At 69.8% G+C, this 18977-nt stretch carries 15 protein-coding genes and 1 pseudogene; 4 read left to right on the forward strand and 12 right to left on the reverse strand.

Going from position 1 to position 18977, the window contains the following annotated elements; genetic code table 11:
* Positions 1-51 precede the first annotated feature (51 nt).
* Together ACFYQ6_RS15825 and ACFYQ6_RS15830 are read right to left on the reverse strand one after the other, a co-directional pair.
* Positions 52-1206, reverse strand: coding sequence for a CobW family GTP-binding protein (locus ACFYQ6_RS15825; protein ID WP_388763360.1), 1155 nt, complete (start codon positions 1204-1206; stop codon positions 52-54).
* 21 nt (positions 1207-1227) lie between these two features.
* Complete coding sequence (locus ACFYQ6_RS15830; protein ID WP_361585167.1) at positions 1228-2391, reverse strand: citrate synthase/methylcitrate synthase; 1164 nt, start codon at positions 2389-2391, stop codon at positions 1228-1230.
* A 245-nt stretch (positions 2392-2636) separates the two neighbouring features.
* Between ACFYQ6_RS15830 and ACFYQ6_RS15835 the strand changes: the two genes are divergently transcribed.
* Positions 2637-4037 carry a citrate/2-methylcitrate synthase gene (locus ACFYQ6_RS15835; RefSeq protein ID WP_388763433.1) on the forward strand — a complete coding sequence of 467 codons (1401 nt, stop codon included), beginning with the start codon at positions 2637-2639 and terminating at the stop codon, positions 4035-4037.
* Positions 4038-4112: 75 nt separating this feature from the next.
* On the opposite strand, the gene ACFYQ6_RS15840 is transcribed toward ACFYQ6_RS15835, so the two are convergent.
* Entirely contained in the window at positions 4113-5120 is a 1008-nt protein-coding gene (locus ACFYQ6_RS15840) for a LacI family DNA-binding transcriptional regulator (protein ID WP_361585162.1), read from the reverse strand.
* A gap of 469 nt (positions 5121-5589) precedes the next feature.
* Between ACFYQ6_RS15840 and ACFYQ6_RS15845 the strand changes: the two genes are divergently transcribed.
* Both ACFYQ6_RS15845 and ACFYQ6_RS15850 read left to right on the forward strand, forming a co-directional pair.
* On the forward strand, positions 5590-7554 hold the full coding sequence (locus tag ACFYQ6_RS15845; RefSeq protein ID WP_388763363.1) for an ATP-binding protein: 1965 nt from the start codon (positions 5590-5592) through the stop codon (positions 7552-7554).
* Positions 7551-8228, forward strand: a complete 678-nt coding sequence (locus tag ACFYQ6_RS15850; protein ID WP_361585156.1) for a response regulator — start codon at positions 7551-7553, stop codon at positions 8226-8228. The genes ACFYQ6_RS15845 and ACFYQ6_RS15850 overlap by 4 nt, the downstream gene beginning before the upstream one ends.
* A 15-nt stretch (positions 8229-8243) precedes the next feature.
* Here ACFYQ6_RS15850 and ACFYQ6_RS15855 read toward each other — a convergent pair whose 3' ends face one another.
* The 6 genes and pseudogenes from ACFYQ6_RS15855 to ACFYQ6_RS15880 form a co-directional block, all read right to left on the reverse strand.
* The gene (locus ACFYQ6_RS15855) at positions 8244-9836 is read right to left on the reverse strand and encodes a cation acetate symporter (RefSeq protein WP_361585154.1); all 1593 of its coding nucleotides are present in this window, start codon (positions 9834-9836) and stop codon (positions 8244-8246) included.
* Complete coding sequence (locus ACFYQ6_RS15860) at positions 9833-10306, reverse strand: DUF485 domain-containing protein (RefSeq protein WP_388763366.1); 474 nt, start codon at positions 10304-10306, stop codon at positions 9833-9835. The genes ACFYQ6_RS15855 and ACFYQ6_RS15860 overlap by 4 nt, the downstream gene beginning before the upstream one ends.
* A 142-nt stretch (positions 10307-10448) precedes the next feature.
* Positions 10449-10553: pseudogene (locus tag ACFYQ6_RS15865) on the reverse strand (DNA-binding response regulator); the annotation flags it as partial.
* Complete coding sequence (locus ACFYQ6_RS15870) at positions 10550-11713, reverse strand: sensor histidine kinase (RefSeq protein WP_388763370.1); 1164 nt, start codon at positions 11711-11713, stop codon at positions 10550-10552. The gene ACFYQ6_RS15870 and the pseudogene ACFYQ6_RS15865, both read right to left, overlap by 4 nt.
* Positions 11710-12225: a DUF1453 domain-containing protein gene (locus ACFYQ6_RS15875; RefSeq protein ID WP_388763372.1), complete on the reverse strand. Its 516-nt coding sequence runs from the start codon at positions 12223-12225 to the stop codon at positions 11710-11712. Before ACFYQ6_RS15875 ends, ACFYQ6_RS15870 begins: the two co-directional genes overlap by 4 nt.
* Before the next feature lie 145 nt (positions 12226-12370).
* Positions 12371-14497, reverse strand: a complete 2127-nt coding sequence (locus tag ACFYQ6_RS15880) for a type IIA DNA topoisomerase subunit B (protein ID WP_388763374.1) — start codon at positions 14495-14497, stop codon at positions 12371-12373.
* A 432-nt stretch (positions 14498-14929) separates the two neighbouring features.
* Here ACFYQ6_RS15880 and ACFYQ6_RS15885 point away from each other — a divergent pair, with 432 nt between their 5' ends.
* Entirely contained in the window at positions 14930-15160 is a 231-nt protein-coding gene (locus tag ACFYQ6_RS15885; RefSeq protein WP_014048767.1) for a hypothetical protein, read from the forward strand.
* Positions 15161-15265: 105 nt separating this feature from the next.
* On the opposite strand, the gene ACFYQ6_RS15890 is transcribed toward ACFYQ6_RS15885, so the two are convergent.
* From ACFYQ6_RS15890 to ACFYQ6_RS15900, 3 genes are all read right to left on the reverse strand, one after another.
* Positions 15266-16096: a S1 family peptidase gene (locus ACFYQ6_RS15890; protein ID WP_388763376.1), complete on the reverse strand. Its 831-nt coding sequence runs from the start codon at positions 16094-16096 to the stop codon at positions 15266-15268.
* Between the two features lie 128 nt (positions 16097-16224).
* A complete protein-coding gene (locus tag ACFYQ6_RS15895; RefSeq protein ID WP_356743080.1) occupies positions 16225-17772 on the reverse strand; it encodes an RNA polymerase sigma factor in 1548 nt (515 codons plus the stop codon).
* A gap of 323 nt (positions 17773-18095) precedes the next feature.
* Positions 18096-18959, reverse strand: coding sequence for a FadR/GntR family transcriptional regulator (locus ACFYQ6_RS15900; protein WP_361585207.1), 864 nt, complete (start codon positions 18957-18959; stop codon positions 18096-18098).
* Between the last annotated feature and the right edge of the window lie 18 nt (positions 18960-18977).

The raw sequence follows: 18977 nt of genomic DNA on the forward strand, positions 1-18977 counted from the left end.
CCCGCCCCGGGGCCCCGGGTGGTCCGGCCCTCTCGCCGTCGGGGCCGGCGGTCAGGCCTCGTCGCCGTCCGGGGCCGGCGGTCTGGCCTCGTCATCGTCCGAGGCCGGCGGTCTGGCCTCGTCGTCGTCCGGCTGTCGCACGTACCTCAATACGCCCCACATGCTGCGCTCCAGCTCCTCCGTGACGTCCTGGCCGGGCACCAGCTCTTCCGGGGCGACGCGGCCGTGGTCCTGGCAGTTCTCCAGCTCCTTGTGCAGCGCCTCGGCGTCGACGCCGGAGCCGATCAGCACGAGCTGGGTCCGGCGCTCCTCACCCCGGCCCCAGGGCTGCGGGACGAACCGCAGGAACCTGCCGACCGCGTGCAGGGCGTAGCGGTTGTTCCGGTCGCCCGCCCCGAAGTCGGCGAACCCCTTGATCCGGTAGAGGCCCTCGGGCCGCGAGTCGAGGAACGCCATGAAGCGGCGAGGGCTGAGCGGTACGCCCGTGGTGAAGGAGACGCTCTCGTACGCCGCGTGCAGGTGTGTGTCGTGCGTGCGGTCCGCCTCGGGCAGCAGGTCCTCGAAGCTCAGCTGGCGGTCGAGGTCGTCGTCGTCCGGCCGGAGAACGGGATCGAGGAGCATCTCCGGATCGATCCTCCCGTAGGCGGCGCTGATGACGGCCCCCCTGCCGCCGGCCCTCGCGACGGCCTCCCGCACGCGCAGCAGTTCCTCGTCGGAGACCCGGTCGGTCTTGTTCAGGACGATCAGGTCCGCGACCGTGAGATGGCGGTCGATCTCGGGGTGACGCTCCCGGGTGGCACCGAATTCGGCCGCGTCCACGACCTCCACCAGGCCCCCGTACCTGATGTTCGGGTTGTCGCTCGCCAGCAGCATCCGGACGAGTTCCTGGGGCTCGGCCAGTCCGCTCGCCTCGATGACGATCACGTCGAGCCGGGCGGAGGGCCTGGTCAGGGTCTCCAGATAGGTGTCGAGTTCGCTCGCGTCCACGGCGCAGCACATGCAGCCGTTGCCCAGCGACACCGTGGAACCGACCTGCCCGGAGACGGTCAGGGCGTCGATCTCGATGGAACCGAAGTCGTTGACGATCACGCCGACACGGTTGCCCGCCCTGTTCCGGAGCAGGTGGTTGAGCAGGGTCGTCTTGCCGGATCCGAGGAATCCCGCCAGGACGACGACCGGGATCTGCGAGGCGTGGGGCGGGGTCAAAGTGGCCTTCCTCGGGGTGTTTCAGAGCGTCGGCACGGGCTGCGGGGGCGGCGTACCGACATAGCGGGCCGCCGGGCGGATGATCTTCGAGTCCTCCGCCTGCTCCAGGATATTGGCGCTCCAGCCGACCATCCGCGCCGCACAGAAGGTCGGAGTGAACATCTCGCGGGGCAGTCCGCAGAGCTCCATGACGACGCCCGCGTAGAACTCCACATTGGTGTGCAGTTCACGCCCGGGCTTGAGCTCGGCGAGGATGGCCTCGACCTGCCGTTCCACCTCGACGGCGAAGTCGACGAGCGGTCCGCCGAAGTCCTGCGCGACCGAGCGCAGCATGCGTGAGCGTGGATCCTCGGTGCGGTAGACGGGGTGTCCGAATCCCATGATCCGGTCCCCCGCGAGCACCCGCTCACGAATCCAGCCGTCGATGCGGTCCGGCGTGCCGATGGCGTCCAGGGTGTCCAGTGCCCGGCTGGGCGCGCCACCGTGCAGCGGTCCCGAGAGGGCGCCCACGGCTCCGCCGAGGCAGGCGGCGACGTCGGCGCCGGTGGAGGCGATCACGCGCGCGGTGAAGGTGGAGGCGTTGAACCCGTGGTCGATCGTGGAGACGAGGTACCGCTCGACGGCGGCCGTCCGTGCGGCGTCCGGCTCCTCGCCGGTGAGCATGTGGAGGTAGTTCGCCGCGAACGGGAGGTCGTCGCGGGGTTCGACCGGTTCGAGGCCCTGGCCGAGGCGGTACAGAGCCGTCAGGACCGTGGGCACCGCGGCACAGACGGCGAGCGCGTCCTCGCGGCGACGGTCGGCGCCGATGTCGTAGACCGGCCGGAACCCCGCCGACGCTCCGAGCAGCGAGAGCGCGGTACGCAGCCCGGCGAGCGGGCCGGACACCACACCCGCGCGGGCGATGGCGGGCAACGCCTCCCGCACCTCGGCGGGCAGCCGGCGCAGTCCGGCGGTACGCGCGGCGAAGGCGATGCCCGCCTCCCGGCCGGGCAGCTCGCCGTGGAACATCAGGTACCAGACGTCCTCGAAGCTGCGGCTGCGCGCCAGGTCGATCGCCGAGTACTGCCGGTAGTGGTAGAAGCCCTCGCGTCCGCGTACGTCGCCCAGGGCCGTCTCGGTGACGATCACACCGGCGAGGCCCCTGGGCACGTCGAGCGGCGCAGTTTCTGTACGTGAGGCAGACATGGCAGGTCTCTCTTCCCTGGACGAGTTGCACATTGATTCGACTGTCCATGATTGATGCAAAGGGTGTCAATATTGATTAATCAACGTGTCATCGCGACAGATGGAAGCGCGCATGGACAAGGCATGGATACGGTGGGCCCATGACGCATGAGGCGGTGCACGGAGCCGGCACGGGGGGCGGGAAGGCGGGGCGACTTGAGCCCGGCACACCGGAGGCGAGCGGGGAACGCCGGCCGGCGCCGGAGGTGACGGGGCGACGCCGACCGGCACCGAAGGCGACCGGGGAGCGGCGGCCGGCCGCACGGGAGAAGGACGAGGAGCCCCGAGCGGCCACGCGGAAAGGGGACGAAGGACGTCGGCTCACCACACGCGAGGCCGCCGAATTGCTCGGCGTGAAGCCCGAGACCGTGTACGCCTACGTGAGCCGCGGCCAGCTGGCGAGCAGGCGCACCCCCGGCGGAAGGGGCAGTACGTTCGACGCGGACGAGGTCGAGGCGCTGGCCCGCCGTACCGGGCGCAGGGAGCCGTCCCCGGTGGCCGCGAACGGCCTCGTCTTCCGCACGGGTCTCACGCTCATCGAGCCCGACCGCTACTTCTTCCGCGGCGTCGACGCGACCGAGCTGGCGCGCCGCCACAGCTTCGAGGAGGTCGCCGAGTGGATCTGGACCGGCGAGCTCCGTCCGGGCATCCGCTTCGACGCGGCGCCCGAGTTCCTCGACGCGGCGCGGCGGGCCGCCGCGTCACTGCCACACCACAGCAGTTCGACGGACCGTCTCCGGGTCGCTGTCGCCGCCGCCGCGGTCGCCGACCCTCTGCGCTTCGACCTCTCGCCCCAAGGGGTCCTCAACAGCGCGCGCAGCCTGATCCCGACCCTGGTGGGTGCGCTGCCGACGGCCGGGGAGCGAGATGCCGAGGCCGGCTCTCTCGCGGCACGGCTGTGGCCGAGGCTGTCGCCGCGCTCCTCGGACGCGGCGTCACTGGCCGTGCTGGACACCGCGCTCGCCCTGCTGACCGATCACGATCTGGCCGCTTCGACCTTGGCGGCACGGGTCGCGGCGTCGACCCACGCACATCCCTACGCAGTGGTCTCCGCGGGACTCGGCGTGCTGGAGGGACCGCTGCACGGCGCCGCCAGCGGGCTGGCGCACCGGATGCTTTCCGAGGTGGTGGACCGTGGCAGCGCCGCCCCTGTCGTCGCCGACCACCTCCGCGCAGGACGCCGAGTACCGGGACTCGGGCACCGTCTGTACACAGGCGAGGACCCGAGGGCGACCGCGCTTTTCGCACTGCTGGAAGAGGTGCCTCAGGCTGCCGCCGCCCTGGCGGCGGCCCGCGACGTCATCGCGACCACCGCCCGCCACACGCCCCTGCACGCCAACGTCGACCTGGCCCTGGCCGTTCTCTCGGTCTCCGCCGGCATGCCGGCGGAGGCGGGCGAGACGGTTTTCGCCGTGGCGCGCACGGCGGGCTGGATCGCCCACGCGATGGAGGAGTACGCGGAACGGCCCCTGCGGATGCGGCCCAGCGGGCAGTACGAGGGCCCCCGCCCGCCACAGCCGCTGCCCGTACCGGGGTCAAGGTCGGCCCAGGCAGTACACCCCTTGCCCAGGGCCGACACCGACCCTGGGCGAGGCTCTGCAAATTAACTACAGCCTGCGCAAGATCTCACGGCCGAAAGGGGCCCGACCCGGCCGGGCAGAGCGCTCCCTGGATCAGCCGGGTCATCGGGGAGGCCGGGCGGTCGATCCGCGTACGACGAGCTCGGGTTCGAAGAGCAGCTCGTCGGACGCCACCTTGCGCCCGCTGATCTGGACCGAGAGCAGTTCGACCGCTGCCCTGCCCATGGCTTCGATGGGCTGGCGCACCGTGGTCAGCGGCGGCTCGGTGCAGTTCATGAACGCCGAGTCGTCGTAACCGACGACGGAGACGTCCGCGGGCACCGACAGTCCCCGCCGCCGGGCCGCACGCACCGCGCCCAGCGCCAACGGGTCGCTGGCGCAGATGATGCCGGTGACCCCTTGGTCGAGCAGGCGCGTGGCGGCAGCCTGACCGCCCTCGAGCGAGAACATCGCCCGGGCGACCCACTCGTCCTGCACCGTGATCCCCGACTGCGCGGCCAGCGCGCGCACGGCGGTGAGCTTGCGCTGCGAGGGCATGTGGTCGGCCGGGCCGAGGACGAACCCGATCTTCTCGTGGCCGAGGGAGACGAGATGGCGCCAGGCCTGCTCGACAGCCACCGAGTCGTCGCACGAGACCGCGGGGAAACCGAGGTGGGCGATGGCCGCGTTGATCAGGACGACAGGGATCTTGCGATCGGCGAGCACCTTGTAGTGGTCGTGCGGGGCATCGGCCTGGGCGTACAGCCCACCCGCGAACACGACACCGGACACCTGCTGCTGCAGGAGCAGCTCCACGTAGTCGGCCTCGGACACCCCGCCCTTGGTCTGGGTGCAGAGCACGGGCGTCAGCCCCTGCTGGGCGAGCGCGCCGCCGACCACTTCGGCGAAGGCCGGGAAGATCGGGTTCTGCAGCTCCGGCAGGACGAGCCCGACCAGCCGGGCACGCTCACCCCGGAGCTGCGTCGGACGCTCGTAACCCAGCACGTCGAGGGCGGAGAGGACGGCTTGCCGTGTGGCGTCGGAGACGCCTGGCTTCCCGTTCAGCACGCGGCTGACCGTGGCCTCGCTGACTCCAACTTTCTGGGCAACCTGAGCAAGTCGTCGCGTCATGCGCGCAAGATTAGCGCAAGAAACGCAAGCAGATTGCGCGACTGTGGATACCCACAGAACGCTCACAGACGACCACCCTCGGAGGCAAGAGCCGGTCCGCGCGGGGTTCGGGCCCGTCGGCCCGGGCCGACCTGCGAATGCTGCCCCCGAACCGCGGACCTGCCGGCTGCGCCTGGGGACCTGACGGTCCGGCCCGCGGAGCCGGACCGGCGTACGCGCGGCCCGGGGTGGTCCCACCCCCCGGGCCGACGCGCGGACCGGGTGGGCCGACGCCCGGCCCGGGGGTGGGCCGACGCCCGGCCCGGCGGTGGGGACCGACGCGCGGGCCGACGCGCGGCCCGGGGTGGGGACCGATCGACGCGCGTCCCCGGCGTGACCGACCGGGGTACCGAACCTGGTGCTGGACGGTATGCGGACCTGACGCGGACGGAATTTCGGTCAGGACGATTCGCCCCTTACCGTTCATACGATGAGCGTCCCACCGATCGCCCCACGGGGACCGCGCAGGTTCGGCTGGCCGAAGCGGGTCTTCTCGCAGGTCCTGCTGATGCAACTGGCTATCGTCACGGGCGTCACGGTGCTTGTCACCGGCCTGTTCCTGGCACCCCTCAGTGCTCAGCTCGACGACCAGGCGATGCGCCGCGCCCTGGCGATCGCGCAGAGCACGGCTGCGCAACCACAGATCGCCGCCTCGCTGCTCAGCACCGAGCCGCGCCGGGACGGTGCCGTCCAGATCGCGGCTGAGCGCATCAGGCGGTCGACCGGCGCCGAGTACGTCGTGATCATGGACCGGCGTGGGGTGCGCTGGTCACACACGGACGTGTCCCGCATCGGCGGTGTCGTCTCCACGGACCCCAGCACCGCTCTCTCGGGCAGGTCCGTGATGGAGATCGACAGCGGGACGCTCGGGCGTTCGGCCCGTGGCAAGGTGCCGCTCCTCGACTCGACGGACCGGGTCGTCGGCGCCGTATCGGTCGGCATCGCCTACGACAGCGTCCGGGCCCGGCTGCTCGCGGCCATCCCCGGGTTGCTCGCGTATGCCGGCGGGGCGCTGGCCGTGGGAGCCCTGGCCGCCTATCTCATCTCACGCCGCCTCCAGCGCCAGACCCACGACCTGGCGTTCTCCGACATCTCGGCGCTCCTGACAGAGCGCGAGGCGATGCTGCACAGCATCCGCGAAGGCGTCGTCGCCCTCGACGGCGCGGGACGCATCAGGCTTCTGAACGATGAAGCGCAGCGTCTGCTCGGCCTCGGTCCCGACGCCTCGGGCAAACAGCTCGATGAGGCTCTGGGGGAAGGCAGGACCGCCGATGTGCTGGCCGGGCGGGTGGTCGGGGACGACCTCGTGACGGTCCGGGGCAACAGGGTGCTTCTCGCCAACCGGATGCCGACCGACGACGGTGGGGCGGTGGCCACCCTGCGCGACCGTACGGAGCTGGAGCACCTGGGCCGCGAACTCGACTCCACCCGGGGTCTGATCGACGCCCTCCGCGCCCAGGACCACGAGCACGCCAACCGGCTGCACACCCTGCTGGGGCTGCTGGAGCTGGAGATGCACGAGGACGCCATGGAGTTCGTCACGGAAGTGGTGGGCGTCCACCGGGCGACGGCCGAACAGGTCACCGAGAAGGTCCACGACCCCTTGCTGGCCTCGCTCCTCGTCGGCAAGGCCACCGTGGCCGCGGAGCGAGGGGTCGCCCTGCGTATGGCCCCCGAGACACTGCTGCCGGATCGCCTCGTGGACCCTCGCGGCCTGGTCACGGTCCTCGGCAATCTGGTCGACAACGCCATGGACGCGGCGGCGGGGTCGGCCGAGGCCCGGATCGAGGTCTACCTGCGGGCCGAGGGCCGCACGGTGGTGCTGCGGGTGCGCGACAGCGGTCCCGGCGTACCGGCCGGCGACCACGAGTCCATCTTCACCGAGGGCTGGTCGACCAAGGAACTCCCGGCCCACGGCAAGCGCGGTCTGGGACTGCCGCTGGTACGGCGGTTCGCGGAGCGGCAGGGCGGCACCGTGTCCGTATCGGGCGCCCCCGAGGACGGGGCTACGTTCACCGTCGTCCTCCCCGACGCCCTGAGCGACCCGCAGACGCCGCCAGGACCACAGACTCCGCCAGGAGCCCAGGCAGCGACAGGACCCCACGCCCTGCCAGGATCCGAAACCCCTTCCGGACCGGAGCCGCGTCGCGAGCCGATGCCCTCTCCGGGGGAACCGGTGCACCCGGGCGAGCCGGCATCCCCATGCGAGCCGGTGTCGTCAGGCCGACCCGTGTCGTCGGACGAACCGGTGTCATCACGCGGACAGCAGGCCTCGGGCCGACCCCGAACGTCAGCCTGGCCGGAGACTTCGCGCGGGCCAGGGGCGCCCGTCCCGCCCGTCCCCGGCGGGCCTCCGGCCTCTGTACGACCGACGACGACAGGAGACGCCCCGTGATCGAGGTCCTCGTCGTCGACGACGACGTCCGGGTGGCCCGGATCAACGCGGCCTACGCCTCCAAAGTGCCCGGATTCCGGGTGGCCGCCATGGCTCACTCCGCGACCGAAGCTCTCACCATGATCGGGGAGCTGCCCATCGACCTGATCCTGCTCGATCACTACCTGCCGGACCGCAACGGCCTGGCCGTGGTGCGTGAGCTGCGCGGCCTCGGGCACCACGCCGACGTGATCATGGTGACGGCGGCCCGCGACGTGGCGACCGTACAGGCGGCGATGCGTCACGGGGCGCTCCAGTATCTGGTCAAGCCGTTCGCGTACGCCGGACTCCGCACCAAACTGGAGGCGTACGCGGCACTGCGCCATACCTTCGAGAGCGGCGGCGAGGCCGAGCAGACGGAGGTGGACCGGTTGTTCGGCGGCCTCTGGGCCACCGGAGGGTCCGACCTGCCCAAGGGACATTCACAGACCACCGCGGAACTGGTCCGCCAGGCCCTACGTGCGGCCGAAGGGCCGCTGTCCGCACAGGAGGTCGCTGAGTGTGCCGGGATGAGCCGGCAGACCGCTCAGCGCTATCTGAAGCTGCTGGAGCGCACCGGGCGGGTGCGGCTGTCCCTCAAGTACGGCGATACGGGCCGCCCGGAACACCGGTACACGTTGGCCACGGGGTCCTGAAGCGCCCCTCCACGCCTACGCCGCGCCCGCTCCGGTGAGGGAACGGACCTCCGTCTCCGCATGCTTCGCCACGTCCGGCGGTGCCGAGGAGGTGACCGTGCCGATCCACCCGGCGAGGAAACCGGCCGGAATCGACACCAGCCCCGGGTTCTCCAGCGGGAAGAAGGCGATGTCCACTCCCGGGAAAAGTGAGGTGGGGCTTCCCGAGACGATGGGTGAGAGCAGAACGAGCAACACGGCCGGGATCAATCCGCCGTACACGGCCCAGACCGCTCCCCGCGTGGTGAAGCCGCGCCAGAACAGCGAGTAGAGCAGCGCCGGAAGATTGGCGGAGGCCGCGACCGCAAAGGCCAGGCCCACGAGGAACGCGACGTTCAGGTTCTGGGCGAGCAGACCGAGCCCGATGGCCACCACACCGACGGCCGCCGCGGCCACCCTGGCGACGCCGACCTCGCTGCGCTGCTTGGCACCCGGACGCCGGAACGAGGCGTAGAGATCATGAGCGACCGAGGCGGAGGAGGCGAGGGTGATACCGGCGACGACCGCGAGGATCGTGGCGAAGGCGATGGCGGCCACGACGGCGAACAGCAGGGTTCCGCCCGTGGAGCCCTCCCCTCCCCCGAGCACGAGCGCGAGGAGGGGAACAGCCGTGTTCCCCGACGCGTTGGAGGCCCGGACCTCCGCGGAGCCGACCAGTGCCGCCGCTCCGAACCCCAGGACGATGGTCATCAGGTAGAAGCTGCCGATCAGCCCGATGGACCAGACGACCGAGCGACGGGCCGCGCGGGCGGTGGGCACGGTGTAGAAGCGCGACAAGATGTGCGGCAGACCGGCCGTGCCGAGGACGAGCGCCAGGCCGAGGCTGATGAAGTCGAAGCGCGCCGTCCAGCTCTCGCCGTACCTGAGTCCGGGCGAGAGGAAGTCCCGCCCGTGACCGCTGCGTTCGGCGGCGGAGGTGAGCAGGGCGTTGAAGTCGCCGTGGAACCGCACGAGCACGAGCACGGTGAGCGCGACCGCGCCGGCCATGAGCAGGACGGCTTTGACGATCTGGATCCAGGTCGTGGCCCGCATGCCACCGAACGACACGTAGATCACCATGAGCGCTCCGACCCCGACGACGGTCCATGAGCGCGCGGTGCCACTCGTGCCGCCCAGCAGGAGGGCGACCAGGCTTCCCGCGCCGACCATCTGGGCCACCAGGTACATCACCGAGACCGTGACGGACGAGGCTCCCACCGCCGTACGCACCGGACGCTCCGCCATGCGGGCCGCGACCACGTCGGCAAGGGTGAACCGTCCGCAGTTGCGCACAAGTTCGGCGACGAGGAGCAGCACCACCAGCCAGGCCACGAGGAAGCCGACCGAGTACAGCATGCCGTCGTAGCCGAAGAGGGCGATCAGGCCGGAGATGCCGAGGAAGGACGCCGCGGACATGTAGTCACCGGCGATGGCGAATCCGTTCTCCATGGGTGAGAACAGCCGTCCGCCCGCATAGAACTCCTCCGCGGACCCGTGCCTGTTCCGGCTCACCCACGTAGTGATCCCGAGGGTCACGGCGATGAAGACGCTGAACAGCACGAGCGCCAGTGTCTGATGGTCCCCTCTCACCGGCCGGCCCCTCTTGTCATCTCCTGCGTCTCCCACCGCAGCTCCAGCGCCGCACGGTCCCGGTGCAGTCGCGCATGACGCACATACGCCCAGGTGAGCAGGAACGTGGTGAGGAACTGCCCGAGCCCGGCGATCATGGCCACGTTTACCACTCCCGCCACGGGACGTGCCATCAGGTCATGCGCAGTGGTGGCCGCGATGACGTAGGCGATATACCAGAGCAGGAAGGCGGTCGTCGCGGGGACCACGAACCGCCTGTACCGGCGCCGCACCTCACGGAAAACCGGGCTGCTCTGCACCTCCAGATAGATCTCGGCCGCGCTGCGACCTGACTGCCCGGCGGGTCGGGACCGTCCGTCGGCCGCGATGCCTCCCGCACCCTCCGGATCGCCCCACCCGGTGGCCGTCGTCTCGTCCCACGGGTCGTCGAGCCGCATCACTGCGGCGTCCGGCCCTGCTTCCTTCTCCACCGACAACTCCCTTGTCCACGCGCCTTTTCGGCCGCGTAGTCAAGAATGGGCAGATCGGGAAGATCCCGGGCACATCATTCGCCGGGCTTCACCATTTCAGGTGACGGAACTGCCGGGCGGCTGTGCAAGACCACGCCCGTACGCGTACGGCTCCCACCACCTCGATACCGGGCAGCAGGCCCAGCAGCATCACGATGCCTTCGCGCACCACCGCCTGGTCGTCCGCGACCACCACCCGCGCGGTCACGCGGGAACCCGAAGATTCACCACGAACCCCTCCTCCTCCGGCCCTGCTTCCAGTGTCCCGCCGAGCAGTTCGGCGCGTTCCCTCATCCCGAGAAGACCGTAACCGGAGCCACTGACAGCGAGTTCGCCGGCGGGGCGGTGCCCGCCGGAATCCCGCACCTCCAGAGCCACTGCGTCCGCCTCGTACGCGAGGCGGACGCAGACGGCGGCTCCGGGAGCGTGCTTCCGTGCATTGGTGAGCGCTTCCTGTGCCACCCTGCGTACCGCCTGCGACGCCTCGGCGCTCAGCGGTCTTCGCTCCCCGGACACTGTCACCGCAGCCGGCTCGTCCGCCACCAACTGCCGCAGGAACTCCTCCACCGGTGTCATCTCCCCTCGGAGCGCGGACAGCGCCTGCCGCGTCTCGGCCAGGCCTTCACGGGCCATGGAGCGCGCCGCGACCACTCTCTCCAGCACCTGGTCACGGAACTCGGTGGAGGGCTCCCGCTCGATCAGCAGCCGGGCAGCCTCCAGATGAACCAGCTGGGCAGAAAGGCTGTGGGCGAGCACGTCGTGGATCTCACGGGCGATCCTGGACCTCTCGGCCAGGGCGGCCGCCCCGGCTTCCGCCTCCCTCGCGGCCCGCTCCTGGGCGAGGAGCCGCTGAGAGCTTCCGCGGGCCTCTGCGTCGAGCCGCAGCACGTACCCTCCCAGGCACAGGCTGCCCGTGGTGATCGCGGTGGTCTGCCATCCGTCACCCTTGACGACGGCGTAGGCGATGAGCGCCGCCGCCGTGAGCGGAACCGCTGCGGAGAGCGGCAGCCGCTCCAGAGCGACGACGGCGCATCCGCACCACAGGGTGACCCCGAGCGCTTCGGCGCCCGCCTCCCTGGCCACGAACGCCACGGCCATCAGCACCACCAGCATCCCCAGGGACGGCCACAGACTGTGCTCCCGGGTCGTGCGGAAGTACGTCCTGCCGGCGAACCCGCAGCTCACCGCCGCCGCCAGGCCGATCGCTACCTGCCAGAGCGCGAACCTTCCGTCCGCGAAAGCGTTCCAGAGGAGGCCGGCGAGCACAGCGGCCCATACGAACCGTGCGATCGCGGCCCGGGTCCTGCCCTGGGGTGCTCTGGTCAGAGCCTCCCGGGACGGCCAGCTCGTCCACGTACTCCCGTTCACGCGCGGCCCTTCGCCACGGCCTGCCCGGCCCCCCACGGTATGCCGGTCGCCGGAGCGCCGGCAGGCACTGTGTGCTGCTCACTCATGCTGCGAGCTCGCAGCACCAGCACACCGCTGCGGGCGAGCAGCATCGCCGCGAGTGACAGGAGCAGAGCAGCGGGCCCTTGATGTACGCCGAGCAGGAAGGCGCCCCCTCCCAGCAACCCCCGGACACCGATCCCGCCCACCCAGACGAAGACGGTGGCCTTCGTGCCCCGGCTCCACACCGAGGCGTCGGGCTGCCGCCACACCCGGGAGGTCCAGCCCCACCCGGCACCGGTGACCAGCCCCGCCAGAATTCCGGCCACGAGCAGCACCGCGGACAAGGCCTCATGACGCGGATCGACGACTTCGTCATTGCGTAGGGCGACGAGCAGCAGGACCGTCGGCAGCAACCACCACCGCTTCTCGTCTCGGATCCGACGGGCCGAGAACTGGCGTGTGACGGCGAGCGCGACCACAGCAACGATCACCAGAACGTTGAAGAGCCCTGACTTTGCAGCCTCCGATTGGCGCGAAGATTCGATGTCTTCGACGCTACGGATGCCAGGGGATCAAGGGATCGGCTCGCGGGTTGACCGTGGGTGGAGAAGGCTCTCCACCCACGGGTGGAGAGCGTCAGACGTCGATGCGTGAGCGGTCCAGCGTGGCGGCGGAGCTGGTGATGAACTCCTTGCGGGGGGCGACCTCGTTGCCCATCAGCAGGTCGAAGATCTGCTCGGAGGACTCCAGATCGCCGATGTTGATACGCCTCAGGGTGCGGTGCCGGGGGTCCATGGTCGTCTCCGCGAGCTGGTCCGCGTCCATCTCGCCGAGGCCCTTGTAGCGCTGGATCGAGTCCTTGAAGCGGACGTTCTTGCGCTGGAGCTCCAGCAGGGTCTGACGCAGCTCGTTGTCGGAGTAGGTGTAGATGTACTTGTCCTGCCCCTTCTTGGGCTGGACGAGCTCGATCCGGTGCAGCGGGGGCACGGCCGCGAAGACCCGCCCCGCCTCGACCATCGGCCGCATGTACCGCTGGAAGAGCGTGAGCAGCAGCGTGCGGATGTGCGAACCGTCGACGTCGGCGTCGGTCATCATGATGACCTTGCCGTAGCGCGCGGCGTCGATGTCGAAGGTGCGCCCCGAGCCCGCTCCTATGACCTGGATGATGGCGCCGCATTCCGCGTTCTTGAGCATGTCCGAGACGGACGACTTCTGGACGTTGAGGATCTTCCCGCGGATCGGCAGCAGCGCCTGGAACTCACTGTTGCGGGCGAGCTTCGCGGTACCGAGCGCCGAGTCGCCCTCGACGATGAAGAGCTCGCTGCGGTCCACGTCGTCGCTGCGGCAGTCAGCGAGCTTCGCGGGCAGCGACGAGGACTCGAGCGCGGTCTTGCGACGCTGCGCGTCCTTGTGCTGACGGGCGGCGATGCGGGTGCGGGCCGCCGCGACCGCCTTGTCCAGCACCGCCCTGGCCTGAGCCTTCGCGTCACGCTTCGTGGAGGTCAGGAACGCCTTGAGCTCCTTGGCTACGACGTTGGCCACGATGCGGTTGGCCGCCGAGGTGCCCAGCACTTCCTTGGTCTGGCCCTCGAACTGCGGCTCCGCGAGCCGCACCGTGACGACCGCGGTCAGGCCCTCCAGCGCGTCGTCCTTGACGATGTCGTCCTCGGCGACGCGCAGCAGCTTGGCGGAGCGCAGGACCTCGTTGACCGTCCTCGTGAGGGAGCGCTCGAAGCCGCTCACGTGGGTGCCGCCCTTGGGGGTGGCGATGATGTTGACGAAGGACTTGACGTTGGTGTCGTAGCCGGTGCCCCAGCGCAGGGCGATGTCGACACCCAGCTCGCGGGTGACCTCGGTGGCCGTCATGTGGCCCCGGTCGTCCAGGACCGGCACGGTCTCCTTGAACGTGCCCGTCCCGCTCAGCCGCTGGACGTCACAGACGGCCTTGTCCTGAGCGAGGTACTCACAGAACTCGCTGATCCCGCCGTCGAAGCGGAACGTCTCCTCCGTCTTGCCCTCACCGTCGATGCCCCGTTCGTCACGCACGACGATGGTGAGGCCGGGGACGAGGAAGGCGGTCTGGCGGGCCCGCTGGTAGAGCGTCTCCAGGCTGAGCTTGGCGTCCTTGAGGAAGATCTGGCGGTCCGCCCAGTACCTCACCCGGGTACCCGTACGCGTCTTCGGGACCCGCTTCCCCTTGCGGAGCCCGTTGGCGGGGTCGAACGGGCTGTCCGGACCCTGTTCGGTGAACATGCCCGGGACGCCACGCCGGAAACTGATGGAGTGGGTCGCGCTGTTGCGGTCGACCTCGACGTCCAGCCGGGCCGAGAGTGCGTTCACGACCGAGGCACCCACGCCGTGCAGGCCGCCGGACGCCGCGTAGGAGCCGCCACCGAACTTTCCGCCGGCGTGCAGCTTGGTCATGACGACCTCGATGCCGGAGAGCCCGGTCTTGGGCTCCACGTCGACCGGGATGCCCCGGCCGTTGTCCCGCACCTCCACGGAACCGTCGTCGTGGAGGATGACCTCGATGCTGTCGCAGTAGCCGCCGAGGGCCTCGTCGACGGAGTTGTCGATGATCTCCCAGAGGCAGTGCATGAGCCCACGGCTGTCCGTGGACCCGATGTACATTCCGGGGCGCTTGCGCACCGCTTCGAGCCCCTCGAGGACGAGAAGGTGCCGCGCGGTGTAGTTGGAGCTGTCCCTGTCTGCGCCGCCTGCTCCGGTCAGCAGCGCAGTGGACGGCACGGAATCGGCGGTCACGCGGTTCGCTCCTCGCTGAATTTCATTTGGGGCCCAGTGGGTAACGGGCTCGGCCTCGGTAGCCGCTGAGAGCCTACCGAGGCCTGGTAGAGCGGTTGTAACGCCACCCAGGGGGAATCATCATGCTAGTGCAGCCTCGCATACGCGTTCGATCATTCGTTGGAGTGACGTGCACATCACGTTCCCTTCGAGGCATGAACCATTTAGGCTCCGGGCACGTCCTCATGAACAACCGGCAAGCCAGCCGGCGGACCGGCCCACACAAGCAACGCGAAACCGTAGCGCTACGCAATACGGCACATTCGCCGCCAACCGGCAACAGACAGCCATCCCCAGAAGAAGTTTCGAAGAAATGCCACGAGCGGGAACGTTTTCGGCCTGGTTGGATGTTGACCCTGGTACGACAGCTCGTCGAGCTAGAGAAGAGGCGACGTGACTACTGTTCTGACCCCCGCGAGCCCGCTGACCGCAGCAGACCGCTGTGACCGTTGCGGCGCCCAGGCCTATCTGCGCGTCGTCCTGATCAGCGGCGGTGAACTGCTCTTCTGCGCCCACCATGGGCGCAAGTTCGAGCCGGAACTCAAGAAGATCGCCGCGGAAATACAGGATGAGACGGATCGGCTCACTGCCGCCCAGGCCAGTGCTGCCGACGAGGAACACTGACACCTCGCATCCACGACGAGCCATGGGTACGGTCCCGGACCGGCCGACGGGCGGCCTCCCAGCAGGGAAAGCCGCCCGTTCTCATACCCTTCGGCCCGTCCGCGGTCAGTTCCGGTCGGCCATCCACCGGATCGCCGCGGAGATGCGGGTGTACACACCGGGGCTTCCTGGGCTTCCGCAGCCGCTGCCCCACGAGACGAGGCCCACAAGGCGCCCACGGGCCACCAGCGGGCCTCCGCTGTCCCCCTGGCACGCATCACGCCCCCCGGCGGGGTCGCCGGCGCAGAGCATGGACGACGCGTCGTACAGGCCCTGTGAGCCGCCCGGGTACGCCCGCGTGCAGTCGGCGTCCGGGAGTACGCGCACCGCGGCGGCACGCAGCCCGGACGAGTAGGCGCCGTAGCCCGTCGTGTCCCCCCAGCCGTACACCGTGGCCTTCGTGCCCGGCTCGTAGGCCGCACTACCGGCTCCCGCCATCGGTACCACGCTCCCTGCCGGCAGCGACTGTGCCAGAGTGAGTACGGCGAGATCCGCGGCATTGGTGTGCGGGTCGTAGCCAGGGTTGACCCACGCCGAACGCACGGAGATCTCCCGGCCACCCGGACCGCTCAATTCGTCCCGTCCGGCAATGACCCTCAGATCGCGGATCTCCGGGACGGGTGCGCCCAGCACCTCCTCCCTCAGGCAGTGTGCGGCCGTCAGCACCTTGGTGGGCCCGACAGCGACTCCGCCGCAGAACTGACCGCCGCGGGTTCCTCCGAACCGGTCACGGCTCGACAGAGCCACTGCCCACGGGCTGTCCGCGACGGAGACGGGCTTCCCACCGACGATGATGCTGTCCGCGGCGGCACGGTGCGAGGGGCCGATCGGTATCGCGCCCGCCGCAGCCGCCAGCAGGAATGCGGCGGGAAGGGCGCGTACGAGAAGGCGGGGCATGGGGACTCCTGACGCCGAGGTGAGCATTGCCTACTCAGCGTCATCCGAGCCGGTGCGAGCCGCATGCGGACATGGGCGGGGCCCGGAACCTGAAGTGGTTCCGGGCCCCGCCCATGTCTGTCCTCGATCTAGTCGAGGTAGTCGCGCAGCACCTGCGAACGCGACGGGTGGCGCAGCTTCGACATCGTCTTCGACTCGATCTGACGGATGCGCTCGCGCGTCACGCCGTAGACCTTGCCGATCTCGTCGAGCGTCTTCGGCTGTCCGTCGGTGAGACCGAAGCGCATCGAGACCACGCCCGCCTCGCGCTCGGAGAGCGTGTCGAGCACCGAGTGCAGCTGCTCCTGGAGCAGCGTGAAGCTCACGGCGTCCGCCGGCACGACCGCCTCGGAGTCCTCGATCAGGTCACCGAACTCGCTGTCCCCGTCCTCACCCAGCGGGGTGTGGAGGGAAATGGGCTCGCGGCCGTACTTCTGGACCTCGATGACCTTCTCAGGGGTCATGTCGAGCTCCTTGGCCAGCTCCTCCGGCGTGGGCTCACGGCCCAGGTCCTGGAGCATCTGGCGCTGCACGCGCGCGAGCTTGTTGATGACCTCGACCATGTGCACCGGAATACGGATGGTGCGAGCCTGGTCGGCCATGGCGCGGGTGATGGCCTGACGAATCCACCAGGTGGCGTACGTGGAGAACTTGTAGCCCTTGGTGTAGTCGAACTTCTCCACCGCGCGGATCAGACCGAGGTTGCCCTCCTGGATGAGGTCCAGGAAGAGCATGCCGCGGCCGGTGTAGCGCTTGGCCAGCGAGACCACGAGGCGGAGGTTGGCCTCCAGCAGGTGGTTCTTGGCCCGGCGGCCGTCCTCGGCGATGATCTCCAGCTCGCGCTTGAGCTTCGGCGCGAGCTTGTCGGCGTTGGCGAGCTTGTCCTCGGCGAACAGGCCGGCCTCGATGCGCTTGGCGAGCTCGACCTCCTGCTCGGCGTTGAGGAGGGGAACCTTGCCGATCTGCTTCAGGTAGTCCTTGACCGGGTCGGCGGTGGCGCCGGCGACGGCGACCTGCTGCGCAGGCGCGTCGTCCTCGTCGTCGTCGGAGAGGACGAAGCCCTTGTTCTCGCCCTCGCCCTCCTCTTCCTCGCCCTTGCCGGCCTTGACTTCCTCGACAGCCTCGTCACCGTCGAGCAGCTCGTCGTCCTGCTTGCCGGACTTCTTCGCGGCGGTCTTCTTGGCCGCCGTCTTCTTCGCGGCGGTCTTCTTGGCAACCGTCTTCTTGGCTGCCGTCTTCTTCGCAGGAGCGGCGACGGCAGCGTCGTCGGCCGCCACATCCGCGCTCTCTGCCGCCGGGGCGGCGGAGGCCGCGACGGTACGGGTCACGGCTGTCTTGGCCGCGACGGTCTTGGTGGCGGTGCGCTTGACCGGGCTCTTCGCTGCGACGCTCTTGCGGGCGCGCTTAGGCGACTCCGCGGCACTGACCATCAGCGTCACACCCTCTTCCTCGAGGATCTGGTTGAGGCTGCGCAGAACGTTCTTCCACTGGGTTGGCGGAATCTGGTCAGCCTCGAAGGCCCGACGCACGTCATCGCCGGCGATCTGCCCATCAGCCTTTCCCCGCTCGATGAGCGCCATCACAGACTCGGACTCGGCGATCTCCGGCGGGAGCGTACGGGATGTGCTGGCCGACACGAACAACCTCTCGGAACGATGGAAACGGCTTCCGGTCCGGCCCTGGAGGGGGCTGGAACCGACGACCGGCGGCTGGGGATGTTGCCGACGGCGCGGGCTTGGCCTCAGAACTGCACAGCGCACTACGTGGCTGCTGTATTCCTTCCGCGGCGGTCACCTCTTAGGTCATCGCACTGTTTCGAGGAGTGTTACGCCCAATTCGCGTGGCCCCAGTCACACCTCATTCGCGACAAACCGAACCAGAGGTCACATCTCCGTACAACTATGCCGCCGAACCGGGAGGCCCGGCGGCACACGGTCCGCATACCCCGGTTTGTGGTGCTTCAGTGCTCGCGGGGGGCGGGAACCACCCGTTCTCCGTCCAGGTGGCCGAGCAGCAGCTGCCGCATGGCGGCTTCGGCGCCTGCGGCGTCGCCCGATGCCAGGGCCTCGACGATCCGCGCATGGTGGCCGAGCGACGTCTCCGCCGGGCGGTCGCAGGCCGTGACGGGCCCACCCGAGACGTGCAGGGCAGCCGACACGATGCCGGAGAGGTGTTCGAGCATGCGGTTGCCCGCCGCCTGGATCAGCAGTGAGTGGAACTCCGCGTCGGCCCGGGAGAACGTGATGGCGTCCCCCTGCCCCATCGCGTGGCCCATGATCTCGATCATGTCGCCGAGGCGCTGCTGAATGTCCTCCCGGCCATGTCCGGCTGCCAGCCGGGCGGCCAGCGGCTCGATGGTCCAGCGAAGCTCGTCCAGCTCCCGGCGCTGATCCTCCCGCTGCGGCCCGAAAGCCCGCCATTCGATGATGTCGGGGTCCAGCAGATTCCAGTCGCTCACCGGCCGGACGCGGGTGCCCACGTTGGGCCGGGCGCTGACCAGGCCCTTGGCCTCGAGAACGCGCAGGGACTCCCTCACAACGGTGCGGGACACCTCGAATCGCTGCCCGATCTCCTCGGGGACGAGCGGCCGGTCCGCACCGAGGTCACCGGAAACGATCATCTGGCCGAGCTGCTGGACCAGTTGGCCATGCAGTCCACGGCCTCGGCTGGCTCCGCGCCGGCTCGCCCGTCCCAAGTCGGATTCGGCACCGCCCCAGGAACGCAGCGCGGCACGCTCGCCGGCCGGCGCCTCCGTGTAGGGGTAGCGGTCGAGTTCGCCCGGCCCGGCGAGGCCGGAGTCGGCGGAGCGGGCGGCGGTCATCATGGTGTGCGCAAGGGTACT

This window comes from Streptomyces sp. NPDC005494 (assembly GCF_042872025.1).
Taxonomy (GTDB): domain Bacteria; phylum Actinomycetota; class Actinomycetes; order Streptomycetales; family Streptomycetaceae; genus Streptomyces.